The sequence below is a fragment of the Thermosynechococcus sp. GLH187 genome, from assembly GCF_031583395.1.
GTDB lineage: Bacteria > Cyanobacteriota > Cyanobacteriia > Thermosynechococcales > Thermosynechococcaceae > Thermosynechococcus.
In genome coordinates this window covers 1649257-1663994 of the sequence record NZ_CP134175.1, presented here as the reverse complement: position 1 = coordinate 1663994, position 14738 = coordinate 1649257, and the positions used below count along the sequence as shown (strand labels likewise).

General features: G+C 54.2%; 13 protein-coding genes and 1 pseudogene. 3 read left to right on the top strand and 11 right to left on the bottom strand.

Annotation, left to right across the window (positions count from 1 at the left end):
- Positions 1-10: 10 nt before the first annotated feature.
- On the bottom strand, positions 11-2005 hold the full coding sequence (locus RHI63_RS08120; RefSeq protein ID WP_310828257.1) for a YadA-like family protein: 1995 nt from the start codon (positions 2003-2005) through the stop codon (positions 11-13).
- Positions 2006-2032: 27 nt separating this feature from the next.
- A pseudogene (locus RHI63_RS13170) lies at positions 2033-2209 on the bottom strand (cell surface protein); the annotation flags it as partial.
- Positions 2210-2521: 312 nt separating this feature from the next.
- Between RHI63_RS13170 and RHI63_RS08115 the strand changes: the two are divergent.
- On the top strand, positions 2522-2644 hold the full coding sequence (locus RHI63_RS08115; protein WP_310821461.1) for a hypothetical protein: 123 nt from the start codon (positions 2522-2524) through the stop codon (positions 2642-2644).
- 442 nt (positions 2645-3086) lie between these two features.
- On the opposite strand, the gene RHI63_RS08110 is transcribed toward RHI63_RS08115, so the two are convergent.
- The 7 genes from RHI63_RS08110 to RHI63_RS08080 form a co-directional block, all read right to left on the bottom strand.
- Positions 3087-3494 carry a hypothetical protein gene (locus RHI63_RS08110; RefSeq protein ID WP_310742877.1) on the bottom strand — a complete coding sequence of 136 codons (408 nt, stop codon included), beginning with the start codon at positions 3492-3494 and terminating at the stop codon, positions 3087-3089.
- Complete coding sequence (locus RHI63_RS08105; protein ID WP_206199731.1) at positions 3491-4741, bottom strand: competence/damage-inducible protein A; 1251 nt, start codon at positions 4739-4741, stop codon at positions 3491-3493. Before RHI63_RS08105 ends, RHI63_RS08110 begins: the two co-directional genes overlap by 4 nt.
- A 4-nt stretch (positions 4742-4745) precedes the next feature.
- Positions 4746-5792: an MraY family glycosyltransferase gene (locus RHI63_RS08100; protein WP_310453656.1), complete on the bottom strand. Its 1047-nt coding sequence runs from the start codon at positions 5790-5792 to the stop codon at positions 4746-4748.
- Between the two features lie 31 nt (positions 5793-5823).
- On the bottom strand, positions 5824-7101 hold the full coding sequence (glyA, locus tag RHI63_RS08095) for a serine hydroxymethyltransferase (RefSeq protein WP_206199729.1): 1278 nt from the start codon (positions 7099-7101) through the stop codon (positions 5824-5826).
- A 66-nt stretch (positions 7102-7167) separates the two neighbouring features.
- Positions 7168-8313, bottom strand: a complete 1146-nt coding sequence (locus tag RHI63_RS08090) for a CO2 hydration protein (RefSeq protein WP_302676194.1) — start codon at positions 8311-8313, stop codon at positions 7168-7170.
- Positions 8310-9806: an NADH-quinone oxidoreductase subunit M gene (locus RHI63_RS08085; RefSeq protein ID WP_310453654.1), complete on the bottom strand. Its 1497-nt coding sequence runs from the start codon at positions 9804-9806 to the stop codon at positions 8310-8312. The genes RHI63_RS08090 and RHI63_RS08085 overlap by 4 nt, the downstream gene beginning before the upstream one ends.
- Positions 9791-11620: an NAD(P)H-quinone oxidoreductase subunit F gene (locus RHI63_RS08080; RefSeq protein WP_302678010.1), complete on the bottom strand. Its 1830-nt coding sequence runs from the start codon at positions 11618-11620 to the stop codon at positions 9791-9793. The genes RHI63_RS08085 and RHI63_RS08080 overlap by 16 nt, the downstream gene beginning before the upstream one ends.
- Before the next feature lie 99 nt (positions 11621-11719).
- Here RHI63_RS08080 and ggt point away from each other — a divergent pair, with 99 nt between their 5' ends.
- Both ggt and RHI63_RS08070 read left to right on the top strand, forming a co-directional pair.
- Positions 11720-13447, top strand: a complete 1728-nt coding sequence (gene ggt / locus RHI63_RS08075; RefSeq protein ID WP_310821458.1) for a gamma-glutamyltransferase — start codon at positions 11720-11722, stop codon at positions 13445-13447.
- A gap of 9 nt (positions 13448-13456) precedes the next feature.
- Entirely contained in the window at positions 13457-14041 is a 585-nt protein-coding gene (locus tag RHI63_RS08070; protein ID WP_206199725.1) for an L-threonylcarbamoyladenylate synthase, read from the top strand.
- Here the strand turns inward: RHI63_RS08070 and RHI63_RS08065 are convergent.
- Together RHI63_RS08065 and RHI63_RS08060 are read right to left on the bottom strand one after the other, a co-directional pair.
- Complete coding sequence (locus RHI63_RS08065) at positions 14038-14223, bottom strand: hypothetical protein (protein WP_011057956.1); 186 nt, start codon at positions 14221-14223, stop codon at positions 14038-14040. The genes RHI63_RS08070 and RHI63_RS08065 overlap by 4 nt on opposite strands.
- Positions 14224-14294: 71 nt before the next feature.
- On the bottom strand, positions 14295-14732 hold the full coding sequence (locus tag RHI63_RS08060) for a DUF29 domain-containing protein (RefSeq protein ID WP_310821457.1): 438 nt from the start codon (positions 14730-14732) through the stop codon (positions 14295-14297).
- Between the last annotated feature and the right edge of the window lie 6 nt (positions 14733-14738).

The window sequence follows — 14738 nt, the reverse complement described above, 5'->3', positions numbered from 1 at the left end:
CCCTATTGTTCTAAAAACGGGCGCCGATACCAATGCGTGCTAAGGGATAGCCTGCACTAGAAAAACTTGCCCCGGCATCAATAATCACCGGTCCGATTTGGTGGGCTATGGCCATCCCAGCTGCACTGTATCCACCGTAGGTTGCAAATCCCACATTAAATGTGGTTTGACCAGAACGTGCCGGCACAATCGGCATGAGTGCTGCTGCCGAGGCAATGCCCGCAAAGGCCTCTCCCCGTAATTGATTGATTTGAGCATCGGTGTAAGCATTCGCTGCTCCCAAGGCCACTGCTCCTATGCCGTCAACATAGGCTTTATTGACAGCATCCGTTGGATTGATGGGGGTGGCCACATTGGTAATTCGGCGTTCTGCTCCTGGGGCGCCCACAGAAACCGTGTTGGGAGCTGTTGTTACAGAGCCAGCGCCAATGGCCACACTGTTGGGATGGATGGCCTGTGCCGATGGGCCAAAGGCAATGGCATTATTGGCACCCGTCGTCGAATTGTTGCCAATGGCAATACTATTGGCACCCCCAGGGTTAGCAGCATTTCCCAAAGCAATGTTACCGCACGTTACTGTTGCGTTAGTGATTGAACAAATTCCTGTAGCAAACAGTTGGTTGATGAGGGCAGAGAGCTGACTGCCATTAATTGCATCCGTACTCGTTGGTGCAATGAGGCCAGGCGCAACATTGACAACCTTGCGTTCAGCACCGGGGGCACCAACAGACACAACATTGGCCTGTGTTGTTACAGAGTTTGCCCCAATGGCCACACTGTTGGCATGTTGAACTGTGGCACCTCTACCAATGGCCACACCATCAGTAGCACCACCCACGACTTGGGCAGTCTGACCAATTGCAATACTATCAGCCGAATTTGCAGTACTTTGGTGGCCAATGGCAATACTACGAGCCCCCAGCGCTTGGTTGCCTGAACCCATTGCGGTGCTATTAGCTCCTTGGGCTTGGTTACCAGAGCCTACGGCGGTACTGTTGTCGCCAGGGTTCAGGTAGGTGTTGGTGGTGCCATCATAATTATTCCTCATCCCCACAGCGGTGGCGTTTGCTGCATTCGCTGAATTCTGCATCCCCACAGCGGTGGCGTTTGTTTGGGTGGCTTGGTTGCCCGAACCCATTGCGGTGCTTCTATCTCCTTGGGCGGTGTTTGCAAAGCCAACCGCGCTGCTCTGAACTCCTTGGGCGGTGTTTGCAAAGCCAACCGCGCTGCTCTGAACTCCTTGGGCAGTGTTTGCAAAGCCAACCGCGCTGCTCTGAACTCCTTGGGCGGTGTTTGCAAAGCCAACCGCGCTGCTCTGAACTCCTTGGGCAGTGTTTGCAAAGCCAACCGCGCTGCTCTGAACTCCTTGGGCAGTGTTTGCAAAGCCAACCGCGCTGCTCTGAACTCCTTGGGCAGTGTTTGCAAAGCCAACCGCGCTGCTCTGAACTCCTTGTGCGGTGTTTTCAAAGCCAACTGCGCTGCTGGCATCTCCCAAGGCGTCGTTATCATACCCCATTGCGGTGCTTCTATCTCCTTGGGCTTGGTTCTCATACCCCATTGCGGTGCTTCTATCTCCTTGGGCTTGGTTCACATACCCCATTGCGGTGCTTCTAGTTCCTTGGGCAGTGTTTGTAAAGCCAACCGCGCTGCTCTGAAATCCTTGGGCTTGGTTACCAGAGCCTACGGCGGTGGCGTCCTGTTGAGTGGCAAAGTTCTGTCTACCCACGGCGGTGGCGTTTGTTTGGGTGGCTCGGTTCTGCATCCCTACAGCGGTACTGTTGTCGCCAGGGGGCAGGTAGGTGTTGGTGGCGCCATCATAATTATTCTGCATCCCCACAGCGGTGGCACTTACTGCATTCGCTGAATTCTGCATCCCCACAGCGGTGGCATTTACTGCATTCGCTGAATTCTGCATCCCCATTGCGGTGGCATTTACTGCATTGGCTTGGTTCACAAACCCCACAGCTGTAGTGTTGTCTGCATTGGCTTGATTCACAAACCCCATTGCGGTGCTATTAGCTCCTTGTGCGGTGTTTGCAAAGCCAACTGCGCTGCTGTCATTTCCCAGAGCTCGGTTCACAAACCCCATTGCGGTGCTTCTATTTCCTTGGGCGGTGTTTGCAAATCCAACCGCACTGCTGTCATTTCCTAGAGCTTGGTTCTGCATCCCCACAGCGGTGGCATTTACTGCATTCGCTGAATTCTGCATCCCCATTGCGGTGCTATTAGCTCCTTGGGCTCGGTTCTGCATCCCCACAGCAGTGTTGTTATCACCCTCGGCTCGGTTCTGCATGCCAATGGCGGTGTTGTTACTGCCAGTTGTATTCGTAGTGCCATCAGCAACGTTTTGATAACCGACTGCGGTATTGTTATTGCGAGCTGCATTGGGAAAAAGACCTGATCCACTGGGTGTTCCAACTGTGCTGACTTGATTTTCTGCTCCTAGGGCAGTGTTATTGTTGCCTTTGTCGTTATCTACAGTAAGCGCTCCAACGCCGATTGTGTTGTTAGAGCCAAAGGCATGATTCTGAGCATTAACTTGGTCAATTCGGTTATTATTACCGATCGCATGATTGGCGACAGTGCCACCATTTACTGTGTTGCTAATACCAACAGCAATAGACCGTTGCAAGGCAGGGAGTAAATTGTTATTTGCGCCACAAATTAGGTTTTCGTTCCCTCCACCACCGGTAGAATTGAAAAAAGGAAAAAAAGGAGGAATAGGATTCCCACAGTCTCGAGTTTGAGACAATGCAGGTGTGGTGACCAGAATAATGTGCACTGTTGTGCTAACAACACAAGCCAAAACGGGGTGTAGTCTTTTGCACATGAGGATAGGCCTCCCAAGGTTAAGGTGTAAATACAAAAGTCAAGTGCTTTGTAGAATTTTGCACTTTCCTATTGGCTACTCTTTCCTTAAACCCAAAAAGACACAAGTCCTACAGTCGCTAAAAAAGCGAAGGAAAACCCTGCCTTTTTGGTATCCCCCGTTAGCTCACTATTTAAGTAACTCTAGTCAGACTTCGCTTAATTGTCAAGCTTAGTCAAGCACAATTTAGATTTTTTTTCGTTTTTAATCAACCTTATCAGTTCCCGATCGCCCGTTGCAGGCGATCGCGCCATGCCAAGGCAAGGGTGAATTCTGTAAAAGGAATGCGATAACAGTCTCCTGTAAAGGTTTCTAGCACCAGTTGAATTGCTCCTTTAAAAGGAGTAGTTTGTGTGTCAATTCGTTGACCGTTACACTCAATCCAAATGTTTTGAATAGTCGATAATTCGCAAGTTTGCAAATGAATAATGCCCTGTTGGGTAGGGTGTCCCCACGTCAAGCGATCGCCCTGCTGACCGAGGACAGCGGCAATGTCATATTTACTGGTTTCAAAATTTTTTGCCCACTGGCGATAGTGTTCCACCTTCCGGTACTCGACCCACCCCAACCGTGCGAGCACGATAAAAATAGCCAATAGGGGTAACCAGAGCAGACCGTGACTCATCGATTCACCAATAACTGCCGCCGCAATACATCGAGGGCATTCATCGCACTGAGATGTCGCACCCAATCCCGTCCCCGTTGACCACTAAAGCGAAATTCACGAGTCATGACCTCGCCATTGGGCAGTGCCACGCCAATATACACCAGTCCCACTGGCTTACTGAGCGTCGCGCCGCCGGGGCCAGCAATCCCGGTAATACTGACGCCCCAGTCACTGCCTAAACGCGTTTTCACGCCTAAAGCCATCTGGGCAGCCACCACGGCACTCACGGCGCCTTCTTGCTCTAAGTCCTCAGGATTGACCCCCAGTAGAGTTACCTTGACATCATTGGCGTAGGCAATTACGCCCCCCTTAAACGAGAGGGAACTCCCCGGCAAACGGGTTAGCATCTCCCCAAGGCCACCGCCGGTGCAGGACTCTGCCACTGCCACTGTTTGCTGTCGTTCCTGAAGCAGCCGCGCTACCGCACTGGCAAGGGTATCCTCATCCGCACCGTAGCAATCTAGGCCGACAATTTGGCGGATTTCTGCTTCAACGGGTTGAATCAATTGCTGGGCTTCTGCTTCGTCCTTGGCACGGACGGTAATGCGGAGGCGGGTTTCCCCATTGCTGGCATAGGGCGCCACCGTGGGATGCTCACGGGCAATTTGGGCAGCCACTTTTTCCGCAAGTACCGATTCAGGGATGCCCCAGAAACGCAGCACACGGCTGTAAATCACCTCTTTTCCCCAGCCCTGGGAGCGCAAAAAGGGCACCGCAGTTTCTTGCCACATCTGCTTCATTTCGGCGGGAACACCGGGAAAGGTGAGAATTGTCAGACCCGTGCGCGGCTGCCAAATCATACCGGGGGCACTGCCAATCGGGTTGGGCAAAATCTGGGCGCCCGCAGGCAGGAGCGCCTGTTTACGGTTACTGGGACTAAAGCCGCCGCGATGGGCATACTTGCGTTCTAGATCGGCAATAATTTCAGGACGTTCTTCGAGGGGCGCTTGAAAGAAATCGGCGATGGTTTCCGTTGTCAGGTCATCGGGCGTGGGGCCAAGGCCACCCGTGAAAATCAATAGGCGGGCGCGATCGCAGGCAATAGCGAGGACTTTTTTGATGCGAGTGGGATTGTCGCCCACCACGGTTTGATAGTAGTGGGGAATCCCCAAGCTTGCCAGTTGCTGGGCCAAAAACTGGGCATTGCTGTTGAGAATTTCCCCCAGCAGCAATTCTGTGCCCACGCAAATAATCTCTGCACTCATTGTTTCAGGCATCTTCGTTGTTGCGCACCCGTTCCCATACATACCAAGCGGCAAAGCCCATCAAAAGGGAGGCGGCCACGGCATAGCCCCATCCCCCCGGCAAACCGGCCAAGGCCAAGGCCAGACTCCCCACCCATAGCGTTAGGCAATAGATAAACAGCACCGTCATCCGCTGGGAAAGACCGGCGTTGAGAAGGCGATGGTGTAGATGTCCCTTATCGGGGGCAAAGGGAGACTGCCCTTTCAGGAGGCGGTTAAAAACAACGGTTGAGGTGTCCACAATAGGCACAGCCAGAATTAATAGGGGCAGCAAAATTGCCACCGCTGTGTAGGCTTTCACAAGGCCAATGACCCCTAGGCCGGCAAGGGTAAAACCCATGAAGTAGGCGCCGCCATCGCCCATGAAAATTTGTGCCGGATTGAAGTTATAGCGTAGAAACCCCAAGGCACCTCCTGCCAAGGCAGCTGCCAATAGTCCTGCCTCCGGCTCCCCCATCAGCATACAGACAAACAGCATCGCTGAGGCAGCAATACCCGACACTCCCGCTGCCAGACCATCCACACCATCAATGAAGTTAATGGCATTGGCAATCCCCACTAGCCACACTGTGGTCAAGGGCAAACTGAGCCAGCCGAGGTCAACAGTTCCCACCAAAGGCACTGTGATAATGCGAATTTTGACCCCCACCGCCCAGACAATACCCGCCACCAGAAATTGCAGGACAAGGCGTAGGAGCGCCGGCAAGGTCAACAGATCATCTGAGAGGCCAATCAGGAAAAAGGCCACCCCGCCAAGGGTGACCCCCCAAATCTCATATTCTGCTGGCTGAGGTAGGACGCCAAATCCTCCCGCATTCCAAACAATCAGCAGCGCCACCAGATTGCCTAAAAAGATCGATACCCCCCCTAAACGCACCATGGGACGAGTGTGAATCTTACGGGCATTGGGGCGATCGACAAACCCTGCCTTCTGGCCAAAGTCATTGACAATGGGGGTGACCAACAGAACAACGGCAATGGCAGCAAGGAAGGCAATCAGGTGGTACAGCATCTGTTCAGGGCATTGGCAGCAGGATTCCCTCTCAGGCTAGCACTGGTTGCGGCAATTGCAAGTGGGGATAGAGGGGAAATTGAGTACAGAGGGCAGCCACCCGCTCGCGGCAGCGGTTTTTAATCACCTCATCCTCGGGGGCATGCAGGCGATCGCTAATAATTTCGGCGATTTCCGTAAACTCAGCCTCAGTGAAGCCACGGGTTGTCAACGCTGGGGTTCCTAACCGCAGACCACTGGTGACAAAGGGGGAGGCAGGGTCAAAGGGAATCGTATTTTTATTGGTGGTGATATTGATTTCCCCCATCAGGCGATCGGCCTCTTTGCCCGTTAGATTTACCGATCGCAGGTCAATCAGCATCAAGTGGTTATCGGTGCCCCCAGAGACAAGGCGCAGTTGTCGCGCTTGCAGCCCCGCAGCGAGGGCTTGGGCATTGCGGATCACTTGGCCAGAATAGGCTTTGAACTCGGGCTTAAGGGCTTCACCAAAGGCCACCGCCTTAGCGGCAATAACGTGCTCCAACGGCCCCCCTTGGGTACCGGGAAAGACGGCTTTATCGAACTTTTTGCCCAACTCTTCATCACGGGTAAGAATCAGGCCGCCGCGAGGGCCGCGCAGGGTTTTATGGGTGGTGGTGGTGACCACATCGCAAAGGGGCACAGGATTGGGATGGTGACCTGTGGCAACCAAACCGGCAATGTGGGCAATATCGGCCATGAGGTAGGCCCCCACTTCATCGGCAATTTGGCGAAACTCGGCAAAGGGAATGACGCGCGGATAGGCGGAATAGCCGCAGATGATCAGCTTAGGACGGTGCTGCCGCGCCAAATCCCGCACTTGATCCATATCGAGGCGTTCTGTTTCAGGATGGACACCGTAGTGAACGACGTTAAACCATTTACCAGAAACGTTGACGGGGGAACCGTGGGTGAGATGGCCACCGTGGGACAAATCCATCCCCATAATCGTGTCGCCGGGATTGAGCAGTGCCAAAAAGACGGCAAAATTGGCTTGGGCACCGGAGTGGGGTTGCACATTGGCGTGGGCGGCGGCAAAGAGTTCCTTGGCGCGATCGATGGCCAGTTGCTCTACTTCATCCACAAATTCGCAGCCACCGTAGTAGCGTTTACCGGGCAATCCCTCGGCATATTTGTTGGTGAGAACTGTGCCTTGAGCGGCCATCACCGCAGGAGAAGTAAAGTTTTCGCTGGCAATCAGTTCAAGGTGTTGCTGCTGCCGCTGGACTTCCCGCTGTACCATTTCAGCGACCAAGGGATCCGTTTGCGCAAGCCAATCAATATAGGTCATTTTATTGTCAATGGAGGGAGATGAACTGCCTTACTATCTTATCGCGGATCGCTGCCTGAGCCTTGGTTAGTTGCTCAGTTGCACGTTCCAGAGGCGGGAGGTTTCGAGGCGATCCAGCCACGTTTCGTAGAATGCCCGATTGGCGGCTTGCTCTTGGGGGTCAGTGGTCGTCCAAGGATAGGGGGCAAGGGCAGTGATTGCCGCTGTGGTGACGCAAAACATTGATTTTTGGAAGGTTTGGCAAATTTTCACGCGCAGATCGTCTTCCCCTCGGCCTTGGCGACGATAGAACTCTAAAAGATAGGGAGGGAGATAGTGGCGCATATCCTGCATGAGCAGTGTGGGAGGAATACCAGCCGCACCCGTGGGAATGGGATCCGCAAACAGGGCACCATAACCAAACTCGCTTTGATCGCGGGAAATTTGTTGCGCTTGGGCATTGAAGGAAATGAGGCCAAAGAAGGGGGTACCCCGCAGGAACACCGCTTCGACATAGGGAATGGCGGTGTCGGCTAAAAAGGTAAGACCAGCGCTAGCCGGTAGAATATCGTAAGTTTGGCCGTGAATGGTAACGCTGTAGGTAATGGGGCGATCGGCAGCCGCAATCAGTCCCGCGCGAATATGATCTACGACATCGGGAATGCTGCGAATCTCACCCGCATCGTAGCGATCGCTCAAGGTGAGAAAGATGGGATACATCACCGTCCAAAACTGCCCCAAGCCACTGTAGTAGCAGAGCATCCGCACCGTTTCCAGCAAAAACTCTGGAAAAAGCTGGTTCACGAATTGCATCAGGGGATTGCCCCGCAGTTTAGCGGCGATCGCCTTGGCCGCCAATTGCCGAAATTCTGCCGAATCAAGGAAGGCATCAAGACCGCCGCCCCCATGCCACATCATGGCACGCATACAGTATTCGGCGTATTCGTAGTTAATGCGGTCGTGCCACCAGTGGCGCAGCAGCTTGGGAATGGTAATCTCACCGTTGAAGTATTTGAAAAAGGGAAAGAGCACCAGAAACTGCCGCTCACTAATGTCGCAGAGATTTTCCGCGTAGGCCTTGAGCACCACCCCATAGCTTTTGAGGATGCCCACCACTTCCATCACATGGGTTGGCGTATCCGGTAACAGGGCTTGACCATTCAGCAACCGCTCTAGGATGGCGGTACGCAGTTCTTGATGCAGGGAGGTTGGAGCAGCAGTAATCAGGGTCATGGTACGGGCAGCGTAGCAACAGCAGTGGTGAGAAGGCTAACGGTGGTTTCACTCCAATGGATCAGCCAGTTGGGAACAATCCCTAAGATCAAGATTAGCGTGGCTAATAGGAGGCTCGGCAGGCGATCGCCCCACGCCACGGGCGGCAAATCCGTCAATTCATTGGGCAAACGACCAAAAAAGACGCGGTTCACCAGCAAGAGAAAATACACTGCTGTTAAGCCCGTCCCCACCATACACAGGAGTGTTTGCACTGGGAAGGTGAGGAAACTACTGCGGAAGATCAGGAACTCCGCCACAAAGCCCACCATGCCGGGGATACCGCCACTGGCCATGACACCGACAATCATCAGGCTACCAATCAGGGGCAACCCCCGCTCAGGGTTCAGCAATCCCCGCAGTACCTCAATGTTGCGGCTGCCGGTTTTTTCATAGACAACCCCCACCAGTAAAAAGAGGAGGGCGGAAATTAACCCGTGGCTCATCATTTGGGCAATAGCCGCCAAAATACTCAAGGGAGTGGCAGTGGCAGTGGCCAAGAGAACAAACCCCATGTGCCCAATGGAACTGTAGGCCACCATTTTTTTCATATCCGTTTGGGCGATCGCCATTAGGGAACCGTAGAGGACACTGACTACCGCCCAAGTGGCCAACCCCGGCGCCAAAACTTGCCATGCCTGCGGAAATAACTGCACGCCAAAGCGCACTAGCCCATAGGTACCCAATTTCAGGAGTACCCCCGCCAGCAGCACAGAAATCGGCGTGGAGGCTTCAACGTGGGCATCAGGTAGCCACGTATGGAAGGGCACGAGGGGAATCTTGATGCCAAAGCCCACCAAAATCAGCCCCAACAGAACCAGCTGTGAACTCAGGGGTAAGAGGGTGGATAACTGGGGGTCAAAGTCAAAGGAGGGGGCATGGGCTAACCACACCAGTCCCAGAAAGCCAGCCAAGAGCAGCACCCCAGAAATGGCTGTGTAAATTAAAAACTTGGTGGCGGCATAACTGCGCCGTGCCCCACCCCAAATCGCAATCAGAAGGTAGAGGGGAATCAACTCCAATTCATAGAAGAGGAAAAAGAGCAGCAAATTATCGGCCAAAAAAGCGCCACTGACACCCGCATTCAACAGCAGTACCAGCGGGTAATACAACCGCGGACGGGGCAGATTGACAGAAGTGGCCAAGAGGGCAATCAGCGTCAGGAAGTTATTTAAGACCAATAGCGGCAGCGACAGGCCATCCACGCTCAGGCGATAGCTCAAGCCCAGTGGCTCCAACCAAGGAATCACCTCGGTTAATTGCGGTGCTGCATTGGCGGGGTCAAATAGACGGGCGATCGCGAGACTGACGACAAGGGCGATCGCCATCACGACAGCGGCTAAACTGCGGTAGGTGCGTCCCAGACTTTCAGCGGGTAACAGGCTGAGGGCAAGGGCACCGAGTAAGGGCACCCAGAGAAGGAAACTTAACAGCGGCATTACAGTAGTAGCCATGCGATCGCCCCCCCAAGAATCGCCACACCAATAAACACCAGCAGCAAATAGGCTTGGGATTGACCACTGGCACTGTACTTGAGCAACTCACCCCCCACAAGGGATGCCACACCCGTTGTATTCACAATGCGATCGACAATGTGGCGATCCACCCAAGCGCTCAACTGCGAGAGCGATCGCACTGCCCAGACCACGGTATAGCGATAGAGTTCCTCAATGTAAAGATCGTAGGCTAACAGGTCCTGCACAAAGCGCAAGGGCACCTTGATCGGACGTGTCCACTGGCGTTTGAGGGTGACAAAGCCGCCAAGGAGAATTCCAGTGAATCCCGACACCACAAGCAGAACCACAATCCACCAATCAATCGTTGTCGGTAACAACTGCACTCGCTGCAAAATGAAGGGCACCAGCAAGTTCAAAATACTCAGGGTGACCATTGGCACTGCTAGCGGCCAAGGCACTTCGGGGGCGCGGCGGGTTTTGGGTTGGGCAGACCCCAAGAAGACCAAGCGAAAGACACGGGTGAGGTTGACAGCCGTTAGGGTATTAACCAGCAAAATCAGCCCCACCAAGCCAAGCTGGGTTTGCCAGTAATAGTCAATGCCGCGATAAAACGACCAAAAGGCACCCAAGGGCAGACAGCCAATTAGGGATAGACCGCCGATCACAAAGGCTGAACTTGTGGCTGGCATCCGTCCGCCTAAGCCCCCCAATTCCGTCAAATCCTGACAGTTAGTGGTCATAATCACACTGCCAATACTCATAAACAGCAGTGCCTTGGCGATCGCGTGGGTGAGCAAGACAAACAGGGCAAAATCTGTCCAGTTGGTGCCGACCCCAATAAACACCAACCCCAGATAGGCGCTCGTCGAGTGGGACAGTGCCCGTTTAATGTCAATCTGGGCAATGGAAACAAGGGATTCACTGATGGCAGTCACCGCCCCAATCAGGATCAGCGCAATGTTTGCCCCCGGGCAGGCCACCAGAATCGGCTGTAGCTTAATGAGAATATAGGCACCCGCCGCCACCACCACTGAGTTGCGCATAATCGAAGCGGGGTTGGGCCCTTCCATCGCTTCATCGAGCCACAGGTGCAAAGGCACTTGAGCACATTTACCCGTGGGACCTGCAATCAAGGCTAAGCCCAGTAAAAAGCCCCAACCGTCTGGTAAATTGGCGTCTTCTGCCCATTGGTAGAGATCGGGAAAATCATAACTCCCCGCAAGGCTGCCGACAGCGACTACCCCCATGAGGAGTAAGATATCCCCCACCCGTTTGGTGAGAAAGGCATCCCGTGCTGCTTTGACCACAAGGGGCTGAGCATACCAGAAGCCAATCAGCAAATAGGTCGAGAGGGTCAGCATCTCCAACAGACCATAGCTGAGGAGCAACGAGTTACTGATCGCAATGCCACTGAGGGCCGCCTCAAAAAAGCCCATCAAGGCAAAGAAGCGTGCCATGCCCCAGTCCTTTTCGAGATAACCTAGGGCAAAAATCTGCGCCAAGATGCTCAGACCCGTCACCAACTCCATAGCCCCCGTGGTGACACTGTTGATGAGCAATGAAAACGAGAGATCGAGTCCCGGTGCCTGTAGCCAATGCCAAACAATCGTTGCGGTGGCGCCACTGCGAGTTTGTTGCAATAGGAAAAAGCCATGCACAAAAGCAACAATCGTCATCAGCAGATTGAAATAGGCTGCGGGTCGAGGCCCGGTGCGCCGCACAACACCGGTGGCCCAAGGCAACGTCAGGGCTGCACCCACTAAGCCATAACAGGGTACCCACCAACTGGTTTCTAACAGTGAATTTGGCATGGCAAAAATGAACCTTGGCGGTTGAGGACGTTTGCAATACTGCTCTCTTCGTGTATTTTACAGGCTGGGGTTCCGCAGCAGTTTTGAGCCAAATCAATCATGGGGCAAGGATTCACTCTAGGGAAGGTTGAGCAATGGGGGCGATCGCCCTTCCTCGCTATTGTCCTAGCGGTAACATTTTTTGCCGCCCCACCCGCCCCAGCTCAAACGATTAGCCAGCGGGGAATGGTGACAGCAGCTCAACTCGCAGCAGCAAACGTAGGAAGAGATATCCTCAAGGCAGGGGGCAATGCCGTGGATGCAGCCGTGGCAACCGCATTCATGATCGCCGTCGTTGAACCCTATGCCGCTGGGATTGGTGGCGGTGGCTTTGTCCTTGTGTATCACGCCCAATCTCAAACCCTGCGTGCCCTTGATTTTCGGGAGCGTGCCCCCCTGCAAGCGACACCAACGATGTATCTCAACGCGAAGGGAGAGGTGATTCCCCGCGCCAGTTTGGATGGGGTCTTGGCCGCAGGCACCCCCGGCACCGTTGCTGGCTTAGCCGCTTTGCACCAGCACTATGGTCAACTGCCTTGGTCGCAGGTGGTGGCACCCGCCATTCAGGCTGCCCAACAGGGGTTTGGGGTTACCCCACGTTATCAGCAGTGGGCAACGATGCGCCAAGCCGTTCTGCAGCACGATGCTACCGCCGCGCGCATTTTCCTCAGGGATGGCCAAGTTCCCCCCTTGGGCACGGTGATTCAACAGCCGGAGCTAGCAAAAACCTTGGGGGCGATCGCCCGTGATCCCCGCAGCTTTTATGAGGGTTGGATTGCCAGAGCGATTGCCGAGTTTATGGCACAGCAAGGGGGCAAGATCACCCTAGAGGATTTACGAACCTATACCCCCGTTTGGCGAGAGCCAATTTGTGGCACCTATCGTGCGTTTCAGATCTGTTCGATGCCACCCCCCTCTGCTGGTGGTGTGGCCCTTGTGCAAATGCTCAACCTCTGGCAACTGTTGCCCCCTGCTTCTACCCCCAGCGATCGCGGTCACTACCTAGCCAGCATCATGCAAATTGCCTACGCCGATCGCGCCCGTTACCTCGGGGATAGTGACTTTGTGCCGGTGCCGGTCACGGCCCTCACCCATCCTCGCTATGCCCAACAGCGGGTCACTGAAATTCTTCCCCGTCGTGCCCGTCCCCAACGTGCTGTGAGTGCCGCAACCCCAATTCAACTTGCAGAGTCAGACAACACCAGTCACCTGAATGTTGTCGATGCCCAAAGAAATGCCGTTAGCCTAACCTTTACGATTAATGGTCCCTTTGGGGCGGGTGTGGTGGTGCCGCAAACGGGGATTCTCCTCAACAATGAAATGGATGATTTTGCCATTGCCCCCAATCAACCCAACCTCTTTGGTGTGGTTGGTATTCAATCAGAAAATGCCCCCCTTGCCAATGGCATCGAACCCGGCAAGCGTCCCCTTTCGAGCATGAGTCCAACAATTGTCCTCAAGGATAATCGCCCCAATATGGTTTTAGGCTCCCCCGGCGGCAGTCGCATTATTACCACTGTGCTGCAACTGTTTCTGAACGTCGTTGATTTAGGGCAGGATGCCGCCACCGCCGTTGCCCGTCCCCGCATTCATCAGCAGTGGGCACCGGATACCCTCTTTGTCGAGCCAACGATTCCAAGTTCTTGGATTCAAGCGTGGCAACAGTGGGGCTATCGGGTAGAACAAAGCCGCCCTTGGGGAAATGCCAGCTTAATTCGCGTTTTGGATCAGGGACAATTGGAAGGGGCAGCCGATCCGCGGGGGGAAGGTGCTGCCATGGGTTGGTAGAGGAGAAATATGGCACAGGTGAGTATGGCTGCCTTAGTCGCCGCAGTGCGAGCGGGCAATTGGTTGATTAGTTTTCCCACCGATACGGTGCCCGCCTTGGCCAGTCGGTGCGATCGCGGGGAATTGATCTATGCTGCCAAGGAGCGCCAACCGTCTAAACCCTTGATCCTCATGGGCGCCAATCCTGAGCAACTCTGGCCCTTTGTGCGCGGTAGTGCTGCTGAATGGGAGCAGTGGTCTGCTATGGCGGCGCGTTATTGGCCGGGAGCCGTGACCTTGGTGTTGCCCGCTGCTGAACTTCCTGCGGGTTTGAACCCCCTAGGTACAGGCACGATTGGCTTGCGGGTTCCCGATTGGCCGCCTGCCCAAGCCCTCCTCGAGCAAACAGGACCATTGGCCACCACCAGTATTAACCGTTCAGGTCAGCCGCCACTCATTGAATGGGGGGCGATCGCCCGTGAGTTTCCCCAAGTGCTGACGCTCCACCCGTGGCAGTTACCCCCTACCCCCCCAGAACCTTCAACCGTCGTGCAATGGCAATCGGGGGAATGGCACGTCCTGCGCCAAGGGCGAGTGCAGATGAAAACACCCTAATACTGGGAATCAATTTCCCCAGAGGCGACCCGTTCGAGGAGTTCCTGTAAAATTTTTTCCTCTTCTTCGGAAATTTGGCCATCGGAAAGCACTGCGTCAATAATTTGGCCATGCTCTTCGAGGGTAAGAATTTTATCTTCTAGGGCTTTTTCCACTAGAGCTTTAATTTGGGCTGTATCCATACTGCGACTCCACGTCGTCACTGCCAGTATAGCCTTGATGCCATGAGTATGCTTCAGAACGCTGAAGTTTTTTACTTCGTGGCAGGAAAGTCGGGATCAAAGAGTTGCCCCAGTGTATAGGGGCAGGTTTCAGGGAGATCTGAGTAGTCCAAGGGGGTTTCACGCACCACTAAATCTTTGCCAGATTCATAGGCCTCAGCAATCGCCTGGGGTAAGTAGGGTTCCAGGCTGGGGTTTTGATGGATCAGTCTCTGCACAGCTCGCCGTTGTTCGCGAATGGTTGCTCGCCAGCTTTTACTGCGTTTTTGCGGCTGATAGTCCCACTTCAGGAGATGTCCAATGAGAATCCCGAGGCGATTTTCTAGCTCCCGACGCTCCTGCCGTCCCAAGGCTTCGATTTCCTCTACTAGGTGGGCAATATCAAGGTGGCCAAAGTCGCCTGCCTTGAGCAACTTCGCCTGCTCTAGGGTCCAAGCATAAAAGTCCGTGTCATACAGAGGAGAGGTCATGGCCTT